The sequence below is a fragment of the Stenotrophomonas sp. 1337 genome, assembly GCF_031455455.1.
GTDB classification, from domain to species: Bacteria; Pseudomonadota; Gammaproteobacteria; order Xanthomonadales; family Xanthomonadaceae; genus Stenotrophomonas; species Stenotrophomonas indicatrix.
Genome location: NZ_JAVDSR010000002.1, coordinates 221055 through 245008, shown reverse-complemented (window position 1 = coordinate 245008; position 23954 = coordinate 221055). Strand labels below are relative to the sequence as shown.

Sequence of the window (23954 nt, the reverse complement as noted above, 5' to 3'; positions counted from 1 at the left end):
GTGATGGAGTACTCCTCAGTGCGCAGGCCCGAGTGCCGGCTCGACTGCATCGGGTAGGGACGGCTTGATCTTGAACCAGATCGCGTACATCGCTGGCAGGAAGACCAGCGTGAGGACGGTTCCTGCCAATGTTCCGCCGATCAACGTGTACGCCAGCGTTCCCCAGAACACCGAATGCGTCAGGGGAATGAAGGCCAGAATCGCAGCCAGCGCCGTCAGGATGACTGGGCGCGCCCGCTGCACAGTCGCCTCGACGACCGCATCAAATGCACCCAGCCCTTCCTGCTCGTTCTGATGGATCTGCCCGATGAGGATCAGGGTGTTGCGCATCAGAATGCCCGACAGCGCGATCAATCCAACTAGCGCGTTGATGCCAAAGGGCTGCTGGAAGAGGAGCAGCGTAGGCACCACGCCGATGAGGCCTAGCGGACTGGTGGCGAACACCATGATCATTGCGGCGATTGATCGCACCTGAAGAATGATGATGAGTAGCGTAAGGGCGATCATGATGGGAAACAGTGGGAGCATCGCCGTCGTAGCTTTGCCGGACTCCTCGATCGCACCGGCCTGTTCGATGCGGTAGCCGGCCGGGAGCCGCTCGATCAGCGGCTGCAAATCCTTCAGGACTGCCGTCGAGACATCAGGCGGCTGGAGGCCCTCGGCAATGTCGCCGCGGACCGTGATGGTGGGTGTGCGATCACGTCGACGCAGGATAGGATCCTCCATGCGTACTTCTACGGTTCCCACCTGCGAGAGTGGGACGCGTTGACCGGCACTGCCGACCAACGTGAAGTCTGCAATCTTCTCGGGATCCAGGCGCGCATCGCCCGCTGCGCGGCCTACCACCTGCACGGAGCGAATGTCCTCGCGCACGTCGGTGAGCGGTGCACCACTGAGCAGAAACTGTAGTTGCGAGGCCACCGAGTTTGAGGTCAGGCCCACGGCATTGAGGCGATCCTGATTCAGCGCAAAGTGCAATGTCGGGGTGCGCGGACCCCAGTCCGTATTTACCGTGCGCATCATCGGGTTGCTGCGCATGATCAGGCCCACTTGATCAGCGAGCTCGCGCAACCTGTCCGGGTCCGGCCCCATGACCCGGTAGGCGACCGGGAACGGGGATGGCGGACCAAACACGATCTGGGTGACCCGTACCTGCGCTTCGGGTACCAGACCGCTGGCGATTGCTTCGCGCAACCGGAACTTCAGAACTTCGCGCTCCTTGTCATCACCAGCGAGCACCACGATTTTGGCAAACGACGGGTCCGGCAGTTCCGGCGCCATCGCCAGGAAGAAGCGTGGAGCCCCCTGACCGATGTAGGCGGTGACAATGCGCGCCTCTTCCTGCTTTGCCAGCCAGGCCTCGACTTTCGACGTTGCGGCACTGGTCTGCTGGATGGAGGTGCCATAAGGCATCTGCACCTCGACCAGTACTTCGGGCCGATCCGAGGTAGGAAAGAACTGCTTCTTGACCACGCCCATGCCGATGACGGCCAGCGCGAACAGGCCGACCACCGCGCCGGCGACCAGCCATTTGCGCGCGATTACGCGCGTCAGAAATGCGCGGAAGCGGTTGTAGTTGCGAGTGTTGTAGATGGCCTGATGCCCGCCCTCCACGGTCTTGATGTCGGGCAGCAGCTTCACGCCAAGATAGGGCGTGAACACCACGGCCACCACCCAGGACACGATGAGCGCTATGCCAACAATCCAGAACATGTTGCCGGTGTATTCGCCTGCGGTGGATCGGGCGAAACCGTTGGGCATGAACCCGATGGCGGTGACCAACGTGCCGGACAGCATCGGGGCAGCAGTGTGGCTCCACGCGTAGGCCGAGGCGGCCACACGACTGTAACCCTCCTCCATCTTCACGACCATCATCTCAATGGCGATGATGGCGTCGTCCACAAGCAGCCCCAGGGCCAGGATGAGCGAGCCTAGCGTGATGCGGTCAAAGTTCTTGCCCGTGGCGGCCATGATGACGAAGACTGCTGCAAGCGTCAGGGGCACGGCCGCTGCGACGACGATGCCGACGCGCCAGCCCATGCTGATGAAGCAGACCAGCATCACAACAAGCAGCGCGACAAAGAACTTGACCATGAACTCGTCGACCGCCGAACTGATGTTCACGGCCTGATCGGTTACTTTGGTGAGCGAGATGCCAAGAGGCAATTGGTCGTTGATCTTGCCAACCTCGGACTCCAGTGCCTTGCCAAGATCCAGTCCGTTCCAGTCGTCACGCATGACGACGCCCAGCAGCAGCGCAGGTTCCCCGTTGTTGCGAACGAAGAACGTCGCGGGGTCTTCATAGCCGCGCTCAACTGTGGCGACATCGGATAGCTTCAGAGTGTGCCCCCGCGCTACGATCGGCGTCTGACGGATCTTCTCCAGGCTATCGAAGGCGCCGTCCACCCGAACGAAGACCTGCGGTCCGCGGGTGTCGATCGAACCGGCAGGCGTCAGCAGGTTCTGGCTGTTGAGGGCCGTGAATATGTCCTGGGGGGTGACGCCTACGGTAGCCAACCGATCATGCGAGAAGGATACGAAGATGCGCTCGGGCTGCTCGCCAATGATGTTGACCTTCTTGACACCAGGCACGTGCAGCAGCTGCTGTCGCAGCACCTCTGCATCGCGTACCAGAAGCCGCTGTGGCTCGCCTTTGGCTTTCAGTGCGAAAAGCGCGAACGTCACGTCTGCATATTCGTCATTGAGAATCGGCCCGATAACACCTGCCGGTAGTCTCGCTGCCTCGTCTCCTAGCTTCTTACGCGCTTGGTAAAACTCCTCCTGCACCTGCGAGGGCGGCGTCGCATCGCGCAGGGACAGCATCGTGAAGGCCAATCCTGGCCGCGTGTAGGTTTCGGAACGGTCGTACCAACGCAGTTCCTGCAAACGCTTCTCCAGCGGCTCGGCTACCAGGTCCTGCATTTCCTGCGCCGTTGCCCCTGGCCACGCAGTGACGACGGTCATCTGCTTGATCGTGAACGGGGGATCCTCGGCACGGCCAAGCTGGAAGAAGGCCAGGACCCCCGCCACCGTGATCAGGAACAGTAGAAAGACGGTTATGGGGCGCTCGCGAACTGCCAGTGAGGAAAGATTGAAGCGGCCTTCGCTCATGGCTGAGCTCCATTGCGTGCGTCCTTGCCCTCATCCAAGGGCGTGACCACCTGGCCATTCCTTATGAGATGAGCGCCAAGCGAGATGACCTTCTGCCCGGATTGCAGATCGCCCTTGACCTGCGCCATGTCATCCGAGAGTCCCACCACTTGAACGGGGCGCCAGACGGCCTTGACGGGCTTGCCCTCCAGTACCCAGACCCCGTTCCCTTTCCCGGGATCAAACAGGGCGCCAATCGGCACCAGAAGTGGAGCAGTCGCTGAGGCGTTAACTGCGATTTCCACCGTCACCGTGGCGCCCAGAGGAGCCTCTGCCAGCGAGCCGTCCAGGACGTAGCGGGCCTCATAGGTGCGTGTCAGCGGGTCAGCCGCGTCAGAGAGCTGCCTAAGTCTGGCAGGTACTGGACTTCCGCGATCCCCGTAGAGTGTGGCCTGCCCGACCGTGCCCAAGGCGGGGCGCAGTGTCTCGGGGAGCTGCACGATGGCTTCGCGCTCTCCTGCTCTGGCCAGTCGGACGACGGGTTGGCCGGCGCTAACTACCTGGCCCGGCTCGGCCAGCGTCTCCATGACGACTCCGTCAGCATCGGCTAGCAACTCTGCGTAGCGATTGGCATTGCTTGCCACCTGCGCTTGGGCTTTGGCGGCACTGAGCTGGGCGCGTGCTGCATCAGCTGCGGCCTTGCTCTGGTCGTATGACGAGGCCGAGATGGCGCCCGTACCGAGCAGGGTGCGATACCTCGCCTCATCGGCAATAGCCTGCCGGGCTTGGGCTTGTGCGGCTACGACGGCCTGCTGCTGTGCCTGCGCCGACAGCTGAAGGTCGGCCGGGTCGATTCGCATCAGGACCTGCCCGCGCCGGACCTTCTGTCCAGCATCCACCAAGCGCTGCGATACCTTCCCTGAAACGCGGAATCCGAGATCGCTCTGGACCCGCGCCGCTACCGTTCCTGTGAATGTGCGAGACGCAGCGCCGTCCCCCCCCACAGTCGCCGTGCGGACCAAGGGCGCCTTTGTTCTAGGGTCTGGCGGCGCTTCAGTACCGCAGCCGACCAGGGCAACGGCAAGTGCAATGAATAATGAATTTTTAACAATCTGCCGCATGGGAGTTCCGTCGATCCGACCTGGACGGAACTTTGCTACGGGTGACCAAACTAGTCAATAGTCACTGGGCGGCCTCTTCAGGGAGACAAGCTCCGCAGAACGAGGCTGCAAAGCAGCGTGGGGGCCTGATCGTTGTGGTCAAGACTATGCGGCAATAGGAGAGGGTTCAGGTAAGGGCGCAGCACGAGATAGATGGCGTCGGTCGTTTCATCAAGAGGCGTCTTGCGCTCAAAATCACCTGAATCCCGACCTTGCAGCAGAAGCTGCTGAAGCAGAGCGCGCAGTCTGTCTTCGTATGCCAGCACGGAAGGCCAATGCTCTGCGGCAGCCGACTGCGCGATCTCATAGAGCTTCCGGTCCTGGGAGAGGAGCCGCTGGTGAGCCTCGGTTGATGCCTTGAAAAGCTTCCTCATCCGCTCTGCAGGCTGCTCTACACCCTCGAGCGCCTGACCGATTTCCTGTTCAAGTTGTGCCAGACAGTTGGAGCAGATCGCCTCGCCAATGGCCTGCTTCGATTCGAAGAATTTATAGACGTACGCCTTTGAAAAGCCGATCGCCTTGGCCAAGTCAGAAACGGTGGTTTTCTCGTACCCGTAGTGACTGAAGTGTTCAGTAGCCGCAACAACAATCTGGTTGCGGATATCGTGAGTGGCCGGCCCACGGCCGGGACCAGCTGGGGCAGTTGCAGTGTTCATCTGCGGAGCTTAACCAAGCTTCCATGAACCATCAACGTGTGACGCACTGCGGATACTAGTCACTTAATTGCTCGCATGCGCGCTTTTGGCCGAAAGCGGACATCCACGACACTGCTCCATGGAGCGGGGTACACGCAGCGACGAGCCGCATGTGATGTGCCTGTGCCCTCTGTATTCCGGCCTACCGATGAACTAGAACGTGTGCTCTGGACCTGGGAATTGACCACTGCGGACATCGTCCATGTATGCACTGGCCGCTTCAAGCAGCACCGTGCGCATGTCAGCGTACTGCTTCACAAAGCGGGGAAGCTTCCCAGTGCGCAGTCCAGCCATGTCCTGCCATACAAGTACCTGCGCGTCGCACTCACTTCCGGCGCCGATACCGACGGTCGGGATTTTTACCGATGACGTGATGCGTTGAGCCACTTCTCCTGGAATCATCTCCAGCAGTAATGCGAACGCTCCTGCTTGCTCCATTTCCTGGGCAAGTTCAACCAGTGCATCTGCCGCTTCCCCCCTGCCCTGTACGCGATATCCGCCGAGCTGGTGTTCGGCTTGGGGGGTGAATCCGATATGCGCCATGACGGGGATGCCGCTGCTGGTGAGCTTCGTCACCTGAGGCACCATTTCCGAACCACCTTCCAGTTTGACCGCGTGTGCGCCGCCCTCCTTCATGAAACGCACGGCGGTATGGAAGCATTGCTCTGTAGAGCCCTGATACGAGTCGAAAGGGAGGTCGGCCAGCACCAAGGACCGTTTTGCTGTGCGGGACACGGCGCGTACCAGGGGCAAAAGCTCATCAACCGTTACGGGCAGCGAAGTCTCGTAGCCAAATACGTTGTTGGCGGCCGAATCTCCTATCAGTAGAACCGGAATTCCGGCCTCTTCGAAGACTGCTGCGGTGTACATGTCGTAGGTGGTAAGCATTGCCCATCGCTCTCCTCGCTCCTTCATCTGCTTGAGATGGTGGATGCGGACTCTCGGCTGGTGAGTCGATGCAGCCGATGGTGAAGTGCCGTAGGGGGAGATCTGTTCGCTCATGGGGATTTCAGTACGTGGGAAGGGGGGCATAGGCACTGCCGCACTGGTCAGCATGCCGCGCCAGTCCGATGTTCCGGCTTGTGGGCAAGGCGGATTCTCGGGGAGCACACTGGTTCAGGGATGGTATTCCCATGAAGGCTGAAATTGGCGCCTGATTGTTGCGGCCCATCGCCCGGCAGGGGCAAAATATTCCCCATGGACGCATATGACCGAAAGATTCTTGCCGAGCTGCAGCGAGACGGCCGAATTTCAGTTACCGATCTGGCCGCGAGGGTCGGCCTGAGTCTTTCCCCTTGCCACCGTCGTCTTCGGGCGTTGGAGCAGAGCGGGGTCATCCGAGGCTATCGAGCCGAGCTGGATCCTGCGGCACTCGGACTCGGGTTCTCAACCATCGTCTTCGTCACTCTCAAGGAGGGCGACAAGCGAGCGGTGGAGGCATTCGAAAAAGCTGTTGTGGCGTTGCATCAAGTCGTCCAGGCTCAGCGACTCTTCGGCGATCCCGATTATCTGCTGCAGGTACTGGTCAAAGACCTATCAGCGTTTCAGCGTCTTTACGATGCCGAGCTGTCGTCGCTGCCCGGTGTGCAGAGACTCACCTCCACCCTGGTGATGAAGCAGGTGGTTGCCGAGCGCCCGCTCTTTCCTGGTGGCACGCAATAACAGCCGCTTCACCTAAATTCCTCAAGCGTTGATGCTGTCCGCTTCTGGCCGGAAGCGGAAGCTGGCGTGTGCATGCCATCCGAGTCAGATATTGGTCAACCCGGCCGGGCGCTACAGGTTGTGGAAATGTCCGGATTACCTGGCAGGTCGCCTTCGGCAACTGTGCCGCCGAGCTGATGTGTAATCGCTGGTTGACAAGGTAGAACGATCGTTCTACCTTGGCGCCATGGATAAGACAACGACCGACACCCGACTGAAGATCCTGGACACGGCGGAGGCGCTGATTTACCAGAACGGGATACATGCGACCGGCATGGATCTGCTGGTGAAGACCTCTGGCGTTGCGCGCAAGAGCATTTACCGACACTTTGAAAACAAGGACCAGGTTGCCGCAGCCGCATTGAACGCGCGGGACGTGCGCTGGCTCAACTGGTTCAGGCAGGAATGCGACAAGGCCGGCAGCCCGGAAGCGCGCATCCTGGGCATGTTCACGGTGCTCAAAGGTTGGTTCAAGTCCGAGGGCTATCGCGGCTGTGCCTTCATCAACACGGCAGGTGAGGTCGGCGATTCGCACGACCCGATCCGCAGGATCGCCAAGCATCACAAGCAGAAACTGCTCGATTACACGCTGGAGCTCACCGGGCAACTGAACATCGCGCAGCCGGCCGTTCTGGCGCAGCAGCTGCTGCTTCTGATGGAAGGCGCCATCACCGTATCGCGCGTGATGGGTGACTACGACGCCGCAGACACCGCAAGGGACGTTGCGCAGTTGTTGTTGAAGCAAGCCACGCGCTAACGCCGCAGTAACCGAAATCCCGCCGCAGTACCCCGTTCATCCATTTCCACTGGAGGCCCCACCGTGTCCGCAGAAGCACCCCGTCCCCCCCTTCCCCCGTTCACTCTCGAATCGGCGATCCAGAAGGTTCGCTTGGCAGAAGATGGCTGGAATTCCCGCGATGCCGACAAAGTGGCGCTTGCCTATTCGCTCGACACCCAGTGGCGAAACCGCGCCGAGTTCACCAACGGCCGCGAGGAAGCCCGGCAGTTCCTTGCCCGAAAGTGGAAGAAGGAGCTTGAGTACCGCCTGATCAAGGAATTGTGGGCATTCACCGGCAACCGCATCGCCGTGCGCTACGCCTATGAATGGCGCGACGACTCTGGAAACTGGTTCCGCTCCTATGGAAACGAGAACTGGGAGTTCGGCGCGGATGGTCTGATGGAGCGCCGCTTCTCGTGCATCAACGACATGCCCATCAAGGACAGCGAACGCAAGTTCCACTGGCCACTGGGGCGCCGCCCGGATGATCACCCGGGGCTGTCCGACCTGGGCATGTAAGTTGCGGAGCCAACGTGAGGAAGGCCTGCGGGCGTGAATGCGCCCGCGGGCTTTCCATGTCAGCGCGCGGTGCTCCTTCGCTTCAGGGTCCGGCTACGGCTGCACTTCAGCGCGGAACGCGATCTCGATCAACTGTTCGGGGAAGGCGAGCGCGGAAACCCCGATGAGGTTGCTGGCCACCTGGGGAACAGGCTGGCCATAGACGGCAGGCCTGACCTTGCTGCTGGCGGCGAACGCCGCAGGCACATCAATGACAAACAGGGTTTCCTCAACCACATCCGCCAACGATCCACCCAGCTCGGCCAACAACACCTGCGCGTTCTCGTAGGTGCGCTTCATCTGCGCTTCCATGGTGTCGAAGTTGACAGGCTTTCCATCAGCGCCCAGAGCGGCCGGCGCCACCAGCTGTCCCTCCGGCGTGTGCGAGAGCTGGCCCGACACGAAGATCGAATTGTTCACGCGCACGGCCTGTACATACCCATAGGCCGATTCCCACGGTACGCCGAAGCTGGCCGTCTTGCGGTTGGAGGTACTCATTGCGTTGTCCTTCCAAGGATAAGGTCGCCAGTCTGCCGGCAGGCTCGGGTCCCCGCCTGCCCCGAACGGGTGAGGCAAGCGTGATCGTGAGCCTCGTGCTTCTGCGGCTGGCCGGAAGCTGACACAGACTTCGGTTGCGCCATCCATGCGCCGTTTGTTCAATCCAACGCGTGCTCGGCCAGACATGATCTATCGGTCCCAATGCAATCCCGCACCGATGACAGATTCCGATACGTGCCGTTCGCCAGTCCAAAGTACCTTCCGACGTTGTGTCATCGGTGGAGAACGAAAGGACAGATCGGCACCACCGCAGGTTACGGAGGGGGCGATAGCCTTCTCCACCCTGTCTTCCCTGGCCGCAGTATTGAGCGATGAGAACCGCCGGCTGTTGCGACTGCTGCGCGAACTTCAACCCAGGTCGCTCACCGAACTGTCCGAGCACTGCGGGCGCAAGGTTCCAAGCCTTTCTCGTACCCTTCGGATGATGGAAGGCTATGGGCTGGTTGAACTGAAGCGGGTCGGGGCGTCTGTGGTGCCATCTGCCATGGCCACGCGCTTTCTCATAGAGCTCGACTAGCCCCACGCTGTATCGCCGCATCGCGGAGTTCTGTCGCTATTGCCTCGCTGAGGTGTCAGCCAACTACGCCGGCAATCACGACCCATGTCGCATATTCCTCTATCGCTGAGGGCCCTTGCGCCATCGGCGTCTGGTGCGGCTTAACAGCGTGGGAGAATGCCGAAAGCGTCTTGCATCAAGCGTTGAATGCAACTCTTCTGATTGGCACTGAGCGTCGGCACAGGTACAGATGACGAGCCGCCTCATCTGGGGTGGCCGGGCCTCGAAAACCCGTATCGACAATGAAGTGATTGCGCTTGCCGGCCGACGCCACCTCGCGTGGCGTCGGTCGGCAATCCGTCTGCCGGCTGCGGCGGGCGGAGCGTGGAGGCCTTGTGCCTGCCGGTTCATTGTCCCGGTTTTCGAGCCACGTCTCCGCCCGCCACCATTGTGTGGCGGCTACCGTCTGTCCTGCACGGAGCCCCAGCCATGACTGCACCGGAATTCCCCCGCCCCCATCCCTATCGCGCAGCTGGCGATGCGTCATCAGAACAAGCATCTGCGATCGATCCCAGAGCTTTCATCGCCACGCTGACGCGGATTGGAAAAGGCGCAGCCGCCGACGGCCAGCCGTGGCCGGAGCGTCATCAGATGCCCGGCCGCCGCATGGCGCTGGCCGATGCGGACTGCGCACTGGCGGGCCTGCGCATCGCGCTGGAAATGCTGCTGGCGGCCGAGCGCGTCCGCCAGAACGGACCGGACGACGAATACGTGGGCGATCGGGTGATGGAGGGTTTGATGATGGCGTGCCTGGCGCTGACCGCGCAGGTCAGCGCGCGGATGCGGCCTGAGGCGTAACGCCGGAGAATCTTCCGGCGTTACCGCCGGTCATTCGCAGGAATCGCCTTCTTCCTTCAACATCGCCTCGTCCACCGGCCGCTCGCGCTCGATGAGGGCGCGCTGCTCCGCGTTCGGCTCGCCCAGCCACCACACGTTGCAGCGGGCGGTAAGGCGGCCGACCATCTTCGAGTGCGTCGGCGAATACAGCATCGCCAGCGCGGTGGTCGAGCACTGGTGTGCCTGACAGGCGGTGTAAAGCCACCACGGCTCGCCCTGCAGCACCATCAGTTCGCCAGGACCGCTGGGACCGCTCAGCAGGCGTTCGCGCAGCGAGGGGACGTTCTTGTCGGGCGATTCGGCCGCCGCAGTGTTCTTCATCAGGGCGTCGAACGCGGCCAGCACCTTCGGGTCCTTGCGGCCGCAGTCGTCCACGGTGTTGCCGCCGACCAGGGTGAAGAAATAAGTCGCCAGCGGATTGTCCGCGCAGGTGAGTTCGGCGCCGGGGGTCTCACCTTCCGGCTCGCCTTCGTTGTCCCACACCGACGGGTCCACGCCGTCTTCGACGGAAGGTGCGTGCTCGACCACCGTGGTCGTGGCGGCGGGGGCTTCCGTCGGCGCAGCAGTAGCGGCGGGTGCAGCTGCGGTGCCTGCTTCCGGTGTCGCTGCCTGCGTGCACGCAGCCAGCAACGCGACCAGCCCTGCCATTCCCATCATTCGAGACGTCATTCCCTGTCCTGTGTCCATTCGCCCAGCCGGCGACCGCGTGATTCTACCCGCCAGCCAAGGTGGATACTCTGGCAATCACGCCTTCCATCACCGCCAGGATGCAGACGTATGTGCCATTCAAGACTTGCCGTGTTTCTCATCAGTGGCCTGTTGCTGGCCGGGCCTGTTGTTGCGCAGGAGCCCACCGCATCCTCGCCCGCCGCACGTCTTGCCGATGTCCCCCTGCCCGCCACGCTGGATCGCGTGCTGCGCGATTACGAACAGGCGTGGCGCACCGGTGATGCGAAGGCGTTGGCGAGGTTGTTTACCGAGGATGGTTTCATCCTGCAGAGCAACCAGCCGCCCGTGCGCGGGCGCGCGGCGATCGAGGCGGCGTATGCCGGCCAGGGAAGCAGCCCGTTGCGGCTGCGTGCGCTGGCCTATGCCGCAGAGGAATCCACCGGTTACATCATTGGTGCCTACACCTACGGCAACAACGCAGGCGATACCGGGAAGTTCACGCTGACGTTGAAGCGCGTGGCGGGTGGGCCATGGATGATTTTTTCGGACATGGACAACACCAACGCGCCGCCGCGGTCGCGGTGATGGGCGCTACAGGTTCCACAGTAGATCCACGCCATGCGTGGATGGCTTTCGCGCACGCGCAAAAAAACCCCGGCGCTGGGCCGGGGTTTTTCGATTCACTTGAACAGCGTGTCCGGATATTCCGGTTTCTGTTCGCGTGCCAACAGCGCACGCAATCCTTCTTCCGGGGTCTGCTCGCCATGCAGCACGGCGCGCACGCGGTCGGAGATGGGCAGGTCGATGCCATGACGGCGCGCCTGTCGCATCACTTCGTCGGCGGTCTGCACCGACTCGACCACCTGGCCGATTTCGCGGATGGCGTCCTGCAGCGTCTGCCCGCGGCCCAGGGCCAGGCCCAGGCGGCGGTTGCGCGACAGGTCGCCGGTGCAGGTCAGCACCAGGTCGCCCAGCCCCGCCAGGCCCATCAGCGTTTCCGGCTTGGCGCCGATCGCTGCCGCCAGGCGCAGCATCTCGTTGAGGCCACGGGTGATCAGGCCGGCACGGGCATTCAGGCCCAGCTGCATGCCATCGGCCACGCCGGTGGCCACGGCCAACACGTTCTTCATCGCACCGCCCAGCTCGGCACCGACCATGTCGTCGCCGGTGTAGGCGCGGAACGCCGGACCGTGCATCGCCTCGGCCACCGTCTGCGCGAACTCGGGCACGTCGCCGTGCACGGTGATCGCGGTCGGCAGGCCCAGGGTGACTTCCTTGGCGAACGACGGCCCGGTGACAACGGCCAGCGGCACGTCCTCGCCCAGCACTTCGCGCGCTACTTCATGCAGGAAGCGGCCAGAGCCGGGCTCGAAGCCCTTGGTGGCCCAAGCCACACCGGCACCGGCCGGACGCAGCGGCGCCAGCGCGCGCACGGTTTCACCGAATGCATGCGACGGGGTCACCACCAGGATCCAGGCGGCACCTTCCACCGCCGACGCGAGGTCGGTGGTGGCGCGCAGCGATTCCGGCAACGGAATGCCCGGCAGGTAACGCGGATTCTCGTGGCGCTGGTCGATGGCCTCGACCACGGCGGCATCGCGCCCCCACAGCACGGTCTGGCGACCGTGGCGGGCGAGCAGCGTCGCCAGCGCGGTTCCCCAGGAACCGGCGCCGAGTACGGCAATCTTGTCAGCGGTAGTGCTCATCCGTGACGTCGCGGCCGGGATCAGGCGTTGCCGGCCGGCTCGGAGTCAGCCAGCGACGGTGCGTCGCCCTGCTCCTGGCGCTGGCGCAGGGTTTCTGCGTACAGGCCTTCGAAGTTGATCGGCTGCAGGAAGAACGGCGGGAAGCCGCCGGCCTGGATCAGGTCGCTGACCAGCTGGCGCACGTACGGGAACAGGATGTTCGGGCACTGGGTGCCGAGCAGCACGTCGATCGACTGCGGGTCCAGGCCGACCAGGCCGAACACGCCAGCCTGCTTCACTTCGGCCACGTACGCGGTGCGCTCGCCGGCCTGGCAGGTCAGGGTCACGGCCAGCACGACTTCAAAGGCATTCTCGCCCAGACGCTGGACCTGCTGGTTCAGGTTGAGCTGCAGTTCCGGCTGCACCTGGTCGTTGAAGATCGACGGGGCATTCGGCGACTCGAAGGAAACGTCCTTGACGTAGATCTTCTCGACGGTGAACGCGGGGCCGGTGGCGGCATCGACCGGCGCGACAGCGCCGTTGGTGGTCTCTTCGGACATTTCCAGTAACTCCAGTGAATGCAATGAAAACGATGGTCGAATTACTGCGATGGGGGCGGCGGAGGGCGCAAACAAGGCCACATCCGCCACCGCCTGCTATCAGTTGCGGCCCTTGACCAGCGGCAGTTCTGCCTGCTGCCACGCGGGGATGCCGCCGTCGAGCACGAAGACCTTCTCGAAGCCGGCCTTCTTCAGCGCCTTGGCGGCGGTCTCGGACGCGTTGCCGCTGCGGCACACCAGTACCACCGGGGCCTGCTTGGCGTTGGCCACCAGCTTGTGCTCGGGGCCGAACGCGCTGGCCTGGGCACTGCGGCTGCCGGCGATGTGGCCCTTTTCGAAATCAGCGCTGGGCGACAGATCAACCACCACCGTGCCGCCCGCGTTGATCAGCTGGGTCAGTTCGGCGGGCTTGATGCCCTTGAAGCCCCGGAACAGGCGGCGGATTTCGGTGACGATGAGGGCCACGGTCAGGCCGACCAGGGCCGCGGACAGCATCGGGTTTCGGCCTGCGAAGGCCAGCAACTCTTCGTAATTCACTCAGGTCACGGGTCGATTAAGCGGGCGCCGATTGTCGCACAAGCCGGACGCGACCCGTCACTGCCCCTGCCAGAGGTCCGGCAGGCCCGCGCTTTGCCACCAGCGCTTGGCTTCCGGATCCCAGCGCCAGCGCTCGGTCACCACCACGGTGCGCTCGGCCTGGGTGTTCTGGTTGATCACCCCGATTTCGACCCGGCGCTCGACCTGGCCGCCGTCCAGCGATGCGCTGCTGCGCTCGCGGTAGGACGACACGCGCAGCTGCGCATAGCGGTTGAGTTCGAACTCGGTCGGCGGCTTGGACTTGCGCAGCTGCGGGTCCAGATAGGCAATGGCGTCGTCCATGCTGCCCCAGCGGATGGTGGCACCGTAGGCGATCTGGGTCTCTTCCAGCAGCTTGCGCTGCTTGCGGCTGAGGTCGTCGGCGGCAGCGCCGGCGGCGGCGCTGAGCAGCAGCAGGGAACACAGGAGGATCTGGATGAGGCGGCGCATCGGTGGGTTCCGCAGGGCGTCAGCCTGCCATCCTACCCTTTGGCGAAGGCAACGAAGCGACCGCTGAATTCGGCCGCGGCCTTGCCGTCGGCACCGGGCTGGGTGGCGACAATGCTGATGCGGGCCTTGCCGCGCTGGCGGAAGGTGGCCAGGAAGGTCTCCCAGGCGCCGCTTCCGGCCGCTTCGGCATGGGCATGCAGGTCTTCATAGACCGGTGCCAGGTAGCGCAGGTTGCTGTCGGCCACGTAGACCTCGGCGTCGTGGCCGGCCAGGCGCAGGCGCAGGCTGACCAGCGCCCAGCCGGACAGGGTCAGCACCGAGGCCAGGCTGCCACCGAACGCATTGCCCTTGTCATTGACGTTGGCCACCAGCGGCGCGGTGATGCGCAGCACGCCGTCGGCATAGCCATCCAGGCGGATCTGCATCGCGCGGACCGCCGGCATGCAGTCCAGCACGTCCTGCAGGGCAGCCAGCGAAGAGGTCAGGGCATCAACAGCCATCAGCAGCAACCACGACAACGAAGGGCCCGCATAATGACGGTAATGGCCAACCATACGATACCCACTGGCTGGACCCTGATCTCGCTGCGCCCGCAGGGCCAGCAGGCGGCGCTGCGCCATGCCGCAGCAGGGCTGGGAGGCCGTACCGTCGCGCTTTCGCCCTGGCGGCTGCAGCGTGTGCAGGGCAGCGCCGCGCGCCAGCAACTGCAACGGGCGCTGACCAGCGATCGGGTGGTGTTCACCAGCCCGGCAGCCGTGGCCGCAGCGGCCAGCCTGCTACCGCTGGCGACGGCGCAGCGCAGCCCGTGGCTGACGGTGGGCGAAGGCACCGCGCGTGCCCTGCTGGCCCATGGCGTCGCTGACGTCCATGCGCCCCAGCGGATGGACAGCGAGGGCCTGCTGGCGATGCCGGTGCTGGGCGATGTGCGGGGCATGCAGATCGGGCTGGTGACCGCACCGGGAGGCCGGGGCCTGATTGCCGCTGAGTTGCAGGCCGCGGGCGCGCAGATCACCCGCGCTGATGTCTACCGACGGCTGCCACTGCGCTTGTCACGGCGCATGCTGGCGCGTTTGGCCCGTTCTCCGACGCCTTGGCTGCTGGCCATCAGCAGTGGCGAGGCATTGCAGCGTTTCTGGCAGCAGCTGCCTGCGCACTGGCAGCAGCGGCTGCGGGCGAACGCGATCGCGCTGGTGGCCAGCGACCGGCTGGGCGCGCAGGCGCAGGCCCTGGGGCTGACCCGGGTGGTGCGCAGCGAGGGCCCTACCAGCGTTCAGTTGATGGCCGCTGCACACACTGCGCTCACCGGCCCGGCAGCGACCTGAACAGGCGCCCGGCAGCGGCTTGCCGGTGTCGTCGGCAACAGTGATGCTGTGCACAACGCTGCCTGCCGGATCTGTTCCGGCATTGCCGCCGACAAGGAAGCCCGATGAACGACACTCTGCCGCCCGCTCCATCGCCCCATCGCCCCATGCGCTGGCTGCTGCCGCTCGCCGTGCTGGCGGTGCTGGGCGCCGGCGGCTATGCCGGCTACCACTATTGGCAGAAGCAGCAGAGCGACCAGCTGGCGCAGGCGCAGACCACCGCCGTGCAGCTGAAGGGGCTGGAGGCTACGGTCGAGGCCCTGCGCCGCGACCAGCGTGCTGCCAGCCAGCGCTTGCAGGATGCGGCCACCACCAACCGGGTGCTGCGCGACGAAGTGCTGGGCCTGTCGCAACGCAGTGCCCTGCTGGAAGAAAACCTGGCCAAGCTGGCCGACAGCGCCAACCAGGGCCGTCAGGCCGTGCAGCGCGATGAGGCCGAACTGCTGCTGACCCAGGCCGCACAGCGGCTGGCCTTCGCCGATGACGTGGAAGGCTCACGCCGGCTGTATGCGCTGGCCGCCACTGCATTGGCCGATCTGCCCGACAGCGACGGCCTGAACCTGCGCCAGGCACTGGTGCAGGAACGCAACGCGCTGGATGCGTTGGGCGCTGGCCCGCGCGTGCTGTCACTGCAACGCCTGGACGCGCTGGGCAAGGCCCTGCAGGGCCTGCCTTCGCAGATCGCGCAGACGTCGGCCAACAACACCGCAAAACCGTGGTGGCAGGCCGCGCTGGCGCCCTTCGTGGATATCACCCCGAGCCGCCTGAACGGCCCGCTGACGTCGGCCGAGCGCGCCACCATCGATACGGCGCTGCAGCTGGAACTGACCCTGGCCCGCGCAGCGATCGAGCGCGGCGACGGCAAAGGCCGCGATGCCGCGCTGAACAGAATCGATCTCTGGGCGCAGCGGCGCTGGCCGGATTCACCGGACCTGCGCGCGCAACGTGCTGAACTCCATGCCCTGCGCTCGCTGCCATTGCAGGCCGATGACACCGTGCTTGGCAGCACCCTGCAACAACTGCGTACCCAGACCGACCGGAGGTAAGCCCGTATGAAACCCCTGCAATCACTGGTCGTGCTGTTGCTGGCCGTGGCCATTGGCGTAGTTGCCGCGCAATGGCTCGGCACCGATGACCTGAACCGCTACGGCGAAGTGACCCTGCGCTATGGCGGCTACGACTACCACAGCAACCTGCCGAAGGTAGCGCTGCTGTCGGTGATCGGCGTGCTGGTGCTGTGGCTGCTGTGGAGCCTGATCGCCGCACCGTTCCGTGCCTGGGGCCGCTACCGCCGCAAGCAGGGCCGGGTGCGCCTGATCGATGGTCTGCTGGCCTATGAGCATGGCCAGTGGCAGCGCGCCGAGAAGCTGCTGGATGGCGCCGCCAAGGATCCGGAAGTGAGCGGGGTTGCCCTGGCCAATGCCGTGCGCAGCGCGCAGGTGCGGGCCGATGCACCCGCTGCAGAGGCGCTGCTGCAGCGCCTGGGCGAAAGCGATGCGACCTTGCAGGCACTGCTGCGTGCCGAGCAGCTGTTGGCCAACGATCTGCCGGTGGATGCGATCAACGCATTGGATGTGGCGGCGATCCAGCCGCTGCCGCCGCGTGGTCTGTGGCTGCGTACCGAAGCGCTGGCACGTGCTGGCCGCGCGCACGAGGCTTACGGCCAGCTGGGCGCGCTGCGCCAGACCAAGGTGCTTCCGGCCGAGGCCAGCAGCGAGCTGGAAGCACGCCTGGCCGCGCAGGCACTGCTGGAAGCGGGCGACGTCAACGCCCTGGCTGCGCAGTGGGAAGCCACGCCGAAGGCGCTGCGACCGACCCCGGACGTAGTTGCCGCCTACGCCACTCGTGCAGTTGCACTGGACTGGGACGAACCGGCACTGCTGGCGCTTGAGCAGGCGCTGGACCACCGCTGGGATGACGAACTGGTGGCCGTGTATGGCCGTCTGCCGGCCGAACGTCTGGCCACGCGCCAGGCCAACCTGCAGCGCTGGCGCAACGTGCATGACGACTCGGCGGCCCTGCGCCTGGCCCAGGGCCGCATCGCGCTGGCGCAGCAGCAGTGGGACGCGGCCGATGCGTTCCTGCATGAAGCCATCGCCGCGGGTGCCGGTGCCCCTGCATGGGAAGCGCTGGGCGAAGCCTTCGCGCAACGTGGCGAACACGTGCTGGCCGCGCAGTGCCTGGCCAACGCGCTGCGCCTGCAGCGTGGCGAAGACAGCGTGGCGCTGGTGCGTGCACCGGCAGCGGTGGTTGACCCGCCGCGGCATGCGACCGTCGAGGAGCAGTCGATTGCACCGCTGCCGCCGGTGTACGACGCCAATGAAGAGCGCGACGCGTTCGGCAACCCGCGGGTGCCGTGACCCGCTTCGGTAGACGCCAACCTTGGTTGGCGTGTGAGCCCACCGGGATAACAAAAACGCCGCCCATCGGGCGGCGTTTTCAATTCCAACGTTGCCGGCCAGCGGCCGGCACTACCGTGGCGTTCAACGTTCGACGATCGCCACCACGCCCATGCCGCCGGCGGTGCAGATCGACACCAGCGCACGGCCACCGCCGCGCTCGGCCAGCTGCTTGGCCGCCGTGGCGATCACGCGTGCACCGGTGGCGGCGAACGGGTGACCGGTGGCCAGCGACGAACCCAGCAGGTTGATCTTGTCCGGGTCGATGCGGCCCATCGGCGCATCCAGGCCGAGGCGGTTGCGGCAGTAATCCTCGCTCTCCCACGCACGCAGGGTGCACAGCACCTGTGCGGCGAAGGCTTCGTGGATCTCGTAGATGTCGAAGTCCTGCAGGGTCAGGCCGTTGCGCTTGAGCATCTCCGGCACGGCCACGGTCGGCGCCATCAACAGGCCTTCGCCGTGCACGAAATCGACGGCCGACACGTGTGCGTCGCGCAGGTAGGCCTGCGGCTCGTGGCCATGTGCGCGTGCCCACTCTTCGCTGGCCAGCAGCACCGCGGCTGCGCCATCGGTCAGCGGGGTGGAATTGGCGGCGGTCAGGGTGCCGCGGCCGGATACCTTGTCGAAGGCCGGCTTCAGCGTGGCCAGCTTCTCCAGCGAGGTGTCGGCACGCAGGATGTTGTCGCGCTCGACGCCGCGGAACGGTGCGATCAGGTCATTGAAGAAGCCGCGCTCATAGGCTGCGGCCAGCTTCTTGTGCGAAGACACCGCCCACTCGTCCTGCGAGTCGCGCGAGATGTTCCACTCCTTGGCCATGTCCTCGCAGTGGTCGCCCATGCTCTTGCCGGTACGCGGCTCGGCCACGCCCGGAAACTCCGGCTTGAGCTCGGCGAACTTGAAGCCGGAGGTCAGTGCGCGGATCTTGTCGCCGGTGCTCTTGGCACGGTTGGCCGCCAGCAGGCGCGCGCGCAGCTTCTTGCCGTAGACGATCGGCACGTCGGACGTGGTGTCCGAACCACCGCCGATGCCGGACTCGATCTGGCCCAGGGCGATCTTGTTGGCAACGGTGATGATGCTGTCCAGCGAGGTGCCGCAGGCGCGCTGCAGGGTGATGCCGGGGGTCAACGGCGACAGGCCCGAGGACAGCGTGGCTTCGCGGCCCAGGTTCCAGTCGCTGGAGTGCTTGATGACCGCACCCATCGCCACTTCGCCCAGCTGCTGGCCGTGCAGGCCGAAGCGCTCGACCAGCGCTCCCAGCGTACGCACCGACATGCCGAGGTTGCCGACATCCGAATACGCGGTGTTCTGCCGGCAGAACGGAATGCGGACGCCACCGAGGATGGCGACGGGACGAGCGTTGGGCATGGAGATACCTGGCATGGATGAGGGTGTCTGCAACATGGCCTGCACGACAGAGCAGGCATAATGGGGCCAAGTGTAGCTGCCGCCCTGTGATGGGCCAACCGTGGAACCATGAGCAAACCCGACCCTGCGATGAATGCCCTTGGCGTGCTGGCCCTGGAACTGGCCGGCGGCGAAATCCCCCGCCAGGCGGTGCTCAGCGCTGAACAGGCCGGTGAACTGGCCGAACGCGTCGGCCGCGACCTGTCCAAGCTGGTGCCACAGGTGGCCGAGCTGGACCTGGTGTTCGCCGCCGCCCATTTCGATCCGGCCGAAGTGCTTCGCCCCGGCTGGCCGATCCATCGCCGCCTGGAAGAACTGCAGATGCGCGCGCCCGGTAGCAACCAGGGCCCGCGCGTGCTGGCCTTCGGCGCCGATGCCAGCGGTGATGTGCCGCTGCCGTTCCAGGCCGACGCTACCCTGGTAGGCGGTGGCCTGCGGGTGGTGCCGTTCCTGCTGACCGGTACCGACGTGGCAACCACGACAGCCGTGGCCGATGCGCTGGAAGAGGTGCTGCTGGCCAATGGCATGGCCCATGCCGATACCGCGCTGATGGCACAGAACACGTTCGGTGCACGCGTGGAGCACGCACGCTATTTCACCGTGAACGATCTGGCCGCGATGATGTCGATGCAGTACGACAACCAGGGACTGGCCGCGCTGTGGCCGCTGATTGAAACCGCGATCATGGCCCCGGGCCAGGACGAGTGGCTGAGTGACGCACCCGAGCCGTTGCTGCGCTATACGCAGGGCGAAGCGCGCATGGCGCTGTTCGACCCGGCCGGCTGGTGCGCGCATTACAACCACGGCAAGGGCGACTGCGAGCGCCTGCAGGGCATCTACGAGCAGTTCCTGATGCGCCAGCGGCAGATGGCCGCGGTGCTGGAAGCGCACGGTGTGCCGGTGCTGTTCGTGCATTGCGAAGCCGGCCAGGACGCGCGCGAACTGCTGGCGCGCTGACGACCAGGTAATGCCGCCGGGCATGGCCCGGCGCTACCCACGGAATACGGTAGCGCCGGGCCATGCCCGGCGGATCAACTGAAAAACGCCGGCTTGCGCCGGCGTTTTCGTTTTCTTACGGTGCCTTGCTGATCACCGCGCACGCCAGTCGCGCGCCGGCGTTGCCGGTCGGCTGGGTCTTGTAGTCGTCCGCGTCGGCGTGGACGATCAGGCCGCGGCCGATGATGTCGAAATCATCACCCTTGCCGATGTTGACGTTGCTCGACACCGGACCATCAATGGTGGCTACGCCCTTGTCGTCGGCCTTGATGTTGGGCATGTCACCACCGTGGTGCGGATCAGTGGCCACGTTGCCGTGGTCCTGCTTGCCCGGATTGAAGTGGCCACCGGCGCTCATGCCGTCCGGCGCGCTGCAGTCACCCTTCTCGTGGATATGGAAGCCGTGCTCGCTGCCCGGCTTCAGGCCACTGATCTGGCCGGATGCGTGCACCTTGCCGTCGACCAGCTTGAAGGTGATCGAGCCCTTGGTTTCATTGCCCTGGGTCGGTGCCAGTTCGGCAGTGGCCGAGGCATCGGCTGCCGGGGCCGCTGCGGCAGCCGGTGCAGTGACCGGGTCGGCCGGCGCTGCCGAACCTTCGGCCGGGGTGGTGGCCGGGGCTTCGGCTGCCGGTGCTGCCGGCTGCTGGTTGCAGGCGGCAAGGCCCAGTGCAGCGATGGCCGCGAACAGCGAAGTGTGGATCAGACGCATGGAAACTCTCCTTGGGAAATGCCGGTGGTGTGATCAGCGGGTTACCCGGATCACGCCGCAGGCGATGCGGACGCCGGCATTGCCGGCGGGCTGGCTGCGATAGTCGTCGGCCCTGGCATGCACGACCAGTGCACGCCCGGCGATATCCGTGGCGGCGCCTCCGCCCAGAGTAACGCCCTTCAGATGCACATCGATGTTGGCGCGGCCCTGCGCGTCTGCCTGCAGGTTGTCGATGTCACCGAGGTGGTGCTTGCCGCTGCCTGCACGACCGTGCGCGACGCCGGCGGGATTGAAGTGGTTGCCGGCGCTGCTGGCGTCCACCGCGCTGCAGTCACCGCGCTCGTGGATGTGGAAGCCGGCCTGCTGCATCGGCTGCAGGCCGCCGACCAGGCCGGTCAAGTGCACGCCACCGCTTTCGGTCTTCAGCACCAGACGGCCGCTGACGATGCTGGCCGAGGCTGGCGCCAGGTTGGCTTCGGCCAGCTGGGCCACGGGCGTGGTGACCACCGGCGGCGGTGTGGGCTGCGGCTTCTTCGGTGCGCTGCCACAGGCAGACAGGAGCACGGCAGCGGACAGCGGCAGAAGGGCGAAGGACAAACGCATCGAGGACTCCTTGCAGGTAACACTACGGACGGCATCGTCCATGGAGGATCAACAGTTCGGCAAGCGGGTGCGAGGATCGCGTGCAGGCACCGTTCAATGGCCGCCGCGGCGGCGACCGGCGCCCAGCTTGCGGGTAAGCGTATTGCGGCCGAGGCCCAGGCGCGCGGCGGCTTCGGCGCGACGACCGTGGGTGATCTGCAGGGCGGCCTCCAACAGGGCGTGGTCGACCCGTTCGCGCACCTGCGCGTGCAGGCCCTCGGTGCCCTCGGCCAGCTGCCGGCGTGCCCATTCGGACAGCAGCGCTTCCCATTGGCCCGGGTCACCGGCGGCCGCGCTGCTGCGCCGGCTGCGGGTGCGGTTGAGCGCGGTATCAACATCAGCCACACCGATGGTGTCGGCGGCGGCCAGTGCGGCCATGCGCCAGCACACGTTTTCCAGTTCGCGGACGTTGCCCGGCCAGTCGTGCTCGCGCAGCGCCTGCAGGGCGGCGGCGGTCAGCCGCTTGGGCGGCGTATCGAGCCTGCGCGCGGCAGCCGCCAGGAACGTGGTGGCCAGTTGCGCGATGTCCTCGCGGCGCTCGCGCAGCGGCGGCAGCTGCAGGCGCACCACATCCAGGCGGTGCAGCAGATCGGCTCGGAATTTTCCCTGCGCGACCAGCCCTTCCAGATCCTGGTGGGTGGCGGCGACCACGCGCACATCGACACGGATCAGTTCGCGTCCGCCCACGCGGAAGAATTCGCCTTGGGCGAGCACGCGCAGCAGGCGCGTCTGCAACGGCAACGGCATGTCACCGATTTCATCGAGGAACAGGGTGCCGCCGTTGGCCTGCTCGAAGCGGCCGATGTGGCGCCGCTGCGCGCCGGTGAACGCACCCGCTTCATGACCAAACAGCTCGCTTTCCAGCAGCTCGGCGGGAATGGCGGCGGTGTTCAGCGCGACGAACGGATGCTGCGCACGCGGTGATTCGCGGTGCAGCGCGTTGGCCACCAGCTCCTTGCCGGTACCGGTTTCGCCGATGATCAACACCGCCAATGGCGCCTGCGCGAGGCGGCCGATGGCGCGGAACAGCGCGCGCATCGGTGGCGTATCGCCCACCAGTTGCGGCGGCTGGTCGCTGGCGGCTTCTGCCGCGGGCGTCGGCGCGGCCATGGCCGGCGCCACCGCAGGCAGCACGCGCTGGGCCAGTGCCACCGCGTCGTCCAGATCGAACGGCTTGGACAGGAACTCGTGCGCACCGCCGCGGAACGCACCGGCGGTACTGGCGACGTCGGTGTAGGCCGACATCACCACCACCGGCAGCTGCGGCAGCGCGGCCTTCAGCTTGTCCAGCAGCACCAGGCCATCGTCGCCGGGCATGCGCACGTCGGTGAACAGCAGCGCAGGCGGCGGGCTATCGGCCAGCGCCTGCAGTGCGGGAGCGGCGCTGTCGAAGTCGACCACCTGGTAGCCGGCCTCGCGCAGCGCGGTGCACAACACGAAGCGCACGGCGCGGTCATCGTCGACCACCCAGATGCACGGCGGGGACACGGAAGACTCAGACATCGCGCGGGGCCTCCTCGGCGGCGGCGGTGCCGTTGCCGATCGGCAGCAGCAGGGTGAATACGGTATGGCCCGGGCGCGACCGGTAGGTCAGCGTGCCGCGATGCTCGCGCGCGACCTGCTGGGCCAGCGCCAGGCCCAGGCCGGTGCCTTCGGCGCGACCGCTGACCAGGGGCAGGAACAGATGTTCGGCCAGTTCTTCGGGCACGCCACGGCCGTCGTCGGCGATTTCCAGCCGCAACGCCAGGGTGTGCAGCTGCTCGGCGATGCGCACACCGTGTTCAACGCGGGTGCGCAGGGTGATGTTGCCGGCACCGGCCTGGATGGCATTGCGCACCAGGTTCCATACCGCCTGGGTGAGGCGGTCGGCGTCGCCACCGAATTCGGGGATGCTGGGGTCGTAGTCGCGCTGCAGGCGCACCGCCCAGCCGGCCTCGTTCTCGGCCAGGCGCAGCACCCGCTCCAACGCGGCGTGGATGTTCAGCGCCGCGTGTGGCGCGGCGGGTGCTGGTGACAGCAGCTGCTCGAGCAGGCCATTGAGCCGCTCGATCTCCGAGCCGATCAGGTCGATCAGTTCGCGTTCGCTGGCATCGCGCTGCGCCGCGCGGCGGGCCAGCAGCTGTGCGGCGCCCTTCAACCCGGCCAGCGGATTGCGCAGTTCGTGCGCCAGGCCCTTCAGCGCTGCGCTGAGCGCGCTGGGCAGGGCCTGGGTCGGGTCGAGCCCGGGGAACTCATCGACCGGATGCGCCTCCAGCAGCCAGCCGCCATCGTCGCGGCGGCTCATCCAGCCTTCGGCAAAACGCGCGGCTTCGCCTGGCAGCGCCAACGCCAGCCGGTTCAGGCGCAGGCTGTCGCGCTCGTCGCGGGCCAGGAAATGGGCCAGCGCCTCACCCTGCACTTCCAGCGCGGCCAAGGGTTGACCGAGCAGGCGCCGGCCGCTGACGCCCAGCCAGCGCGCGAAGGCCGGGTTGCAGCCGGCGATGCGGCCATCGGGCCCGGCCCAGGCCAGCGGCGTGCCGAGGGCATCGAGGGACGGCGGGGGTGCGGGGTCGGGCATTGCACCAATGTAG

General features: G+C 65.6%; 26 protein-coding genes. 10 read left to right on the top strand and 16 right to left on the bottom strand.

Features of this window, described 5'->3' with window-relative positions; all coding sequences use genetic code 11:
- Positions 1-15: 15 nt before the first annotated feature.
- From J2X70_RS05000 to panB, 4 genes are all read right to left on the bottom strand, one after another.
- Complete coding sequence (locus J2X70_RS05000) at positions 16-3111, bottom strand: efflux RND transporter permease subunit (protein ID WP_279207897.1); 3096 nt, start codon at positions 3109-3111, stop codon at positions 16-18.
- On the bottom strand, positions 3108-4211 hold the full coding sequence (locus tag J2X70_RS04995) for an efflux RND transporter periplasmic adaptor subunit (protein WP_100437154.1): 1104 nt from the start codon (positions 4209-4211) through the stop codon (positions 3108-3110). The genes J2X70_RS05000 and J2X70_RS04995 overlap by 4 nt, the downstream gene beginning before the upstream one ends.
- A gap of 77 nt (positions 4212-4288) precedes the next feature.
- Positions 4289-4906, bottom strand: coding sequence for a TetR/AcrR family transcriptional regulator (locus tag J2X70_RS04990; RefSeq protein WP_218788333.1), 618 nt, complete (start codon positions 4904-4906; stop codon positions 4289-4291).
- Positions 4907-5098: 192 nt separating this feature from the next.
- Entirely contained in the window at positions 5099-5947 is an 849-nt protein-coding gene (gene panB / locus J2X70_RS04985) for a 3-methyl-2-oxobutanoate hydroxymethyltransferase (RefSeq protein ID WP_309909240.1), read from the bottom strand.
- A 195-nt stretch (positions 5948-6142) separates the two neighbouring features.
- Here panB and J2X70_RS04980 point away from each other — a divergent pair, with 195 nt between their 5' ends.
- The 3 genes from J2X70_RS04980 (at position 6143) to J2X70_RS04970 (ending at position 7943) form a co-directional block, all read left to right on the top strand.
- Positions 6143-6607: an Lrp/AsnC family transcriptional regulator gene (locus J2X70_RS04980; protein WP_079221085.1), complete on the top strand. Its 465-nt coding sequence runs from the start codon at positions 6143-6145 to the stop codon at positions 6605-6607.
- A 226-nt stretch (positions 6608-6833) separates the two neighbouring features.
- Positions 6834-7403, top strand: a complete 570-nt coding sequence (locus tag J2X70_RS04975) for a TetR/AcrR family transcriptional regulator (RefSeq protein ID WP_032978050.1) — start codon at positions 6834-6836, stop codon at positions 7401-7403.
- Positions 7404-7466: 63 nt separating this feature from the next.
- On the top strand, positions 7467-7943 hold the full coding sequence (locus J2X70_RS04970; protein ID WP_025875918.1) for a nuclear transport factor 2 family protein: 477 nt from the start codon (positions 7467-7469) through the stop codon (positions 7941-7943).
- A gap of 93 nt (positions 7944-8036) precedes the next feature.
- Here J2X70_RS04970 and J2X70_RS04965 read toward each other — a convergent pair whose 3' ends face one another.
- Positions 8037-8480, bottom strand: coding sequence for a Rid family hydrolase (locus J2X70_RS04965; protein WP_309909236.1), 444 nt, complete (start codon positions 8478-8480; stop codon positions 8037-8039).
- Between the two features lie 364 nt (positions 8481-8844).
- Between J2X70_RS04965 and J2X70_RS04960 the strand changes: the two genes are divergently transcribed.
- Positions 8845-9057: a helix-turn-helix domain-containing protein gene (locus tag J2X70_RS04960; protein WP_199776064.1), complete on the top strand. Its 213-nt coding sequence runs from the start codon at positions 8845-8847 to the stop codon at positions 9055-9057.
- Positions 9058-9525: 468 nt separating this feature from the next.
- Positions 9526-9894: a hypothetical protein gene (locus J2X70_RS04955; protein WP_033832719.1), complete on the top strand. Its 369-nt coding sequence runs from the start codon at positions 9526-9528 to the stop codon at positions 9892-9894.
- 30 nt (positions 9895-9924) lie between these two features.
- Here J2X70_RS04955 and J2X70_RS04950 read toward each other — a convergent pair whose 3' ends face one another.
- On the bottom strand, positions 9925-10602 hold the full coding sequence (locus J2X70_RS04950) for a hypothetical protein (RefSeq protein WP_309909232.1): 678 nt from the start codon (positions 10600-10602) through the stop codon (positions 9925-9927).
- A gap of 108 nt (positions 10603-10710) precedes the next feature.
- On the opposite strand from J2X70_RS04950, the gene J2X70_RS04945 reads away from it, so the two are divergent.
- Positions 10711-11187 carry a nuclear transport factor 2 family protein gene (locus J2X70_RS04945; protein ID WP_309909230.1) on the top strand — a complete coding sequence of 159 codons (477 nt, stop codon included), beginning with the start codon at positions 10711-10713 and terminating at the stop codon, positions 11185-11187.
- Between the two features lie 95 nt (positions 11188-11282).
- Here the strand turns inward: J2X70_RS04945 and J2X70_RS04940 are convergent, their stop codons facing one another.
- The 5 genes from J2X70_RS04940 to J2X70_RS04920 all read right to left on the bottom strand — a co-directional run bounded on the left by J2X70_RS04940 (position 11283) and on the right by J2X70_RS04920 (position 14373).
- Entirely contained in the window at positions 11283-12308 is a 1026-nt protein-coding gene (locus tag J2X70_RS04940) for an NAD(P)H-dependent glycerol-3-phosphate dehydrogenase (protein WP_025875929.1), read from the bottom strand.
- A 20-nt stretch (positions 12309-12328) separates the two neighbouring features.
- Positions 12329-12847, bottom strand: coding sequence for a protein-export chaperone SecB (gene secB / locus J2X70_RS04935; RefSeq protein WP_025875931.1), 519 nt, complete (start codon positions 12845-12847; stop codon positions 12329-12331).
- Positions 12848-12946: 99 nt separating this feature from the next.
- Positions 12947-13384, bottom strand: a complete 438-nt coding sequence (locus J2X70_RS04930) for a rhodanese-like domain-containing protein (RefSeq protein WP_025875933.1) — start codon at positions 13382-13384, stop codon at positions 12947-12949.
- Positions 13385-13441: 57 nt separating this feature from the next.
- Entirely contained in the window at positions 13442-13873 is a 432-nt protein-coding gene (locus tag J2X70_RS04925) for a hypothetical protein (RefSeq protein ID WP_032978037.1), read from the bottom strand.
- A 32-nt stretch (positions 13874-13905) separates the two neighbouring features.
- Positions 13906-14373, bottom strand: coding sequence for a YiiD C-terminal domain-containing protein (locus J2X70_RS04920; protein ID WP_032951885.1), 468 nt, complete (start codon positions 14371-14373; stop codon positions 13906-13908).
- 33 nt (positions 14374-14406) lie between these two features.
- Here J2X70_RS04920 and J2X70_RS04915 point away from each other — a divergent pair, with 33 nt between their 5' ends.
- The 3 genes from J2X70_RS04915 (at position 14407) to J2X70_RS04905 (ending at position 17594) form a co-directional block, all read left to right on the top strand.
- Entirely contained in the window at positions 14407-15195 is a 789-nt protein-coding gene (locus tag J2X70_RS04915) for a uroporphyrinogen-III synthase (RefSeq protein WP_309909225.1), read from the top strand.
- Positions 15196-15299: 104 nt separating this feature from the next.
- The gene (locus J2X70_RS04910) at positions 15300-16280 is read left to right on the top strand and encodes a uroporphyrinogen-III C-methyltransferase (protein WP_301869471.1); all 981 of its coding nucleotides are present in this window, start codon (positions 15300-15302) and stop codon (positions 16278-16280) included.
- Between the two features lie 6 nt (positions 16281-16286).
- Complete coding sequence (locus J2X70_RS04905; protein WP_309909222.1) at positions 16287-17594, top strand: heme biosynthesis HemY N-terminal domain-containing protein; 1308 nt, start codon at positions 16287-16289, stop codon at positions 17592-17594.
- Positions 17595-17717: 123 nt separating this feature from the next.
- Here J2X70_RS04905 and J2X70_RS04900 read toward each other — a convergent pair whose 3' ends face one another.
- The gene (locus J2X70_RS04900; protein ID WP_088100805.1) at positions 17718-19013 is read right to left on the bottom strand and encodes an acetyl-CoA C-acetyltransferase; all 1296 of its coding nucleotides are present in this window, start codon (positions 19011-19013) and stop codon (positions 17718-17720) included.
- 93 nt (positions 19014-19106) lie between these two features.
- Between J2X70_RS04900 and J2X70_RS04895 the strand changes: the two genes are divergently transcribed.
- Entirely contained in the window at positions 19107-19994 is an 888-nt protein-coding gene (locus tag J2X70_RS04895; RefSeq protein ID WP_025875947.1) for a hypothetical protein, read from the top strand.
- Positions 19995-20109: 115 nt separating this feature from the next.
- Here the strand turns inward: J2X70_RS04895 and J2X70_RS04890 are convergent, their stop codons facing one another.
- The 4 genes from J2X70_RS04890 to J2X70_RS04875 form a co-directional block, all read right to left on the bottom strand.
- The gene (locus J2X70_RS04890; protein WP_309909219.1) at positions 20110-20742 is read right to left on the bottom strand and encodes a superoxide dismutase family protein; all 633 of its coding nucleotides are present in this window, start codon (positions 20740-20742) and stop codon (positions 20110-20112) included.
- A gap of 33 nt (positions 20743-20775) precedes the next feature.
- Complete coding sequence (locus tag J2X70_RS04885) at positions 20776-21345, bottom strand: superoxide dismutase family protein (RefSeq protein ID WP_025875951.1); 570 nt, start codon at positions 21343-21345, stop codon at positions 20776-20778.
- Positions 21346-21438: 93 nt separating this feature from the next.
- A complete protein-coding gene (gene ntrC / locus J2X70_RS04880; RefSeq protein WP_309909217.1) occupies positions 21439-22887 on the bottom strand; it encodes a nitrogen regulation protein NR(I) in 1449 nt (482 codons plus the stop codon).
- Entirely contained in the window at positions 22880-23941 is a 1062-nt protein-coding gene (locus J2X70_RS04875; RefSeq protein ID WP_309909215.1) for an ATP-binding protein, read from the bottom strand. The genes ntrC and J2X70_RS04875 overlap by 8 nt, the downstream gene beginning before the upstream one ends.
- Between the last annotated feature and the right edge of the window lie 13 nt (positions 23942-23954).

What these genes read in the sequence shown, in the direction of transcription:
- J2X70_RS04980 (WP_079221085.1), top strand. Translation starts at nt 6,143, where the DNA reads ATGGACGCATATGACCGAAAGATTCTTGCCGAGCTGCAGCGAGACGGC.
- secB (WP_025875931.1), bottom strand. Translation starts at nt 12,847, where the DNA reads ATGTCCGAAGAGACCACCAACGGCGCTGTCGCGCCGGTCGATGCCGCC.
- J2X70_RS04885 (WP_025875951.1), bottom strand. Translation starts at nt 21,345, where the DNA reads ATGCGTTTGTCCTTCGCCCTTCTGCCGCTGTCCGCTGCCGTGCTCCTG.
- J2X70_RS04925 (WP_032978037.1), bottom strand. Translation starts at nt 13,873, where the DNA reads ATGCGCCGCCTCATCCAGATCCTCCTGTGTTCCCTGCTGCTGCTCAGC.
- J2X70_RS04945 (WP_309909230.1), top strand. Translation starts at nt 10,711, where the DNA reads ATGTGCCATTCAAGACTTGCCGTGTTTCTCATCAGTGGCCTGTTGCTG.
- J2X70_RS04990 (WP_218788333.1), bottom strand. Translation starts at nt 4,906, where the DNA reads ATGAACACTGCAACTGCCCCAGCTGGTCCCGGCCGTGGGCCGGCCACT.
- J2X70_RS04950 (WP_309909232.1), bottom strand. Translation starts at nt 10,602, where the DNA reads ATGACGTCTCGAATGATGGGAATGGCAGGGCTGGTCGCGTTGCTGGCT.
- J2X70_RS04940 (WP_025875929.1), bottom strand. Translation starts at nt 12,308, where the DNA reads ATGAGCACTACCGCTGACAAGATTGCCGTACTCGGCGCCGGTTCCTGG.
- J2X70_RS04895 (WP_025875947.1), top strand. Translation starts at nt 19,107, where the DNA reads ATGAGCAAACCCGACCCTGCGATGAATGCCCTTGGCGTGCTGGCCCTG.
- J2X70_RS04900 (WP_088100805.1), bottom strand. Translation starts at nt 19,013, where the DNA reads ATGCCAGGTATCTCCATGCCCAACGCTCGTCCCGTCGCCATCCTCGGT.
- J2X70_RS04975 (WP_032978050.1), top strand. Translation starts at nt 6,834, where the DNA reads ATGGATAAGACAACGACCGACACCCGACTGAAGATCCTGGACACGGCG.
- J2X70_RS05000 (WP_279207897.1), bottom strand. Translation starts at nt 3,111, where the DNA reads ATGAGCGAAGGCCGCTTCAATCTTTCCTCACTGGCAGTTCGCGAGCGC.
- J2X70_RS04955 (WP_033832719.1), top strand. Translation starts at nt 9,526, where the DNA reads ATGACTGCACCGGAATTCCCCCGCCCCCATCCCTATCGCGCAGCTGGC.
- J2X70_RS04890 (WP_309909219.1), bottom strand. Translation starts at nt 20,742, where the DNA reads ATGCGTCTGATCCACACTTCGCTGTTCGCGGCCATCGCTGCACTGGGC.
- J2X70_RS04915 (WP_309909225.1), top strand. Translation starts at nt 14,407, where the DNA reads ATGACGGTAATGGCCAACCATACGATACCCACTGGCTGGACCCTGATC.
- ntrC (WP_309909217.1), bottom strand. Translation starts at nt 22,887, where the DNA reads ATGTCTGAGTCTTCCGTGTCCCCGCCGTGCATCTGGGTGGTCGACGAT.
- J2X70_RS04910 (WP_301869471.1), top strand. Translation starts at nt 15,300, where the DNA reads ATGAACGACACTCTGCCGCCCGCTCCATCGCCCCATCGCCCCATGCGC.
- J2X70_RS04995 (WP_100437154.1), bottom strand. Translation starts at nt 4,211, where the DNA reads ATGCGGCAGATTGTTAAAAATTCATTATTCATTGCACTTGCCGTTGCC.
- J2X70_RS04965 (WP_309909236.1), bottom strand. Translation starts at nt 8,480, where the DNA reads ATGAGTACCTCCAACCGCAAGACGGCCAGCTTCGGCGTACCGTGGGAA.
- panB (WP_309909240.1), bottom strand. Translation starts at nt 5,947, where the DNA reads ATGAGCGAACAGATCTCCCCCTACGGCACTTCACCATCGGCTGCATCG.
- J2X70_RS04905 (WP_309909222.1), top strand. Translation starts at nt 16,287, where the DNA reads ATGAAACCCCTGCAATCACTGGTCGTGCTGTTGCTGGCCGTGGCCATT.
- J2X70_RS04920 (WP_032951885.1), bottom strand. Translation starts at nt 14,373, where the DNA reads ATGGCTGTTGATGCCCTGACCTCTTCGCTGGCTGCCCTGCAGGACGTG.
- J2X70_RS04875 (WP_309909215.1), bottom strand. Translation starts at nt 23,941, where the DNA reads ATGCCCGACCCCGCACCCCCGCCGTCCCTCGATGCCCTCGGCACGCCG.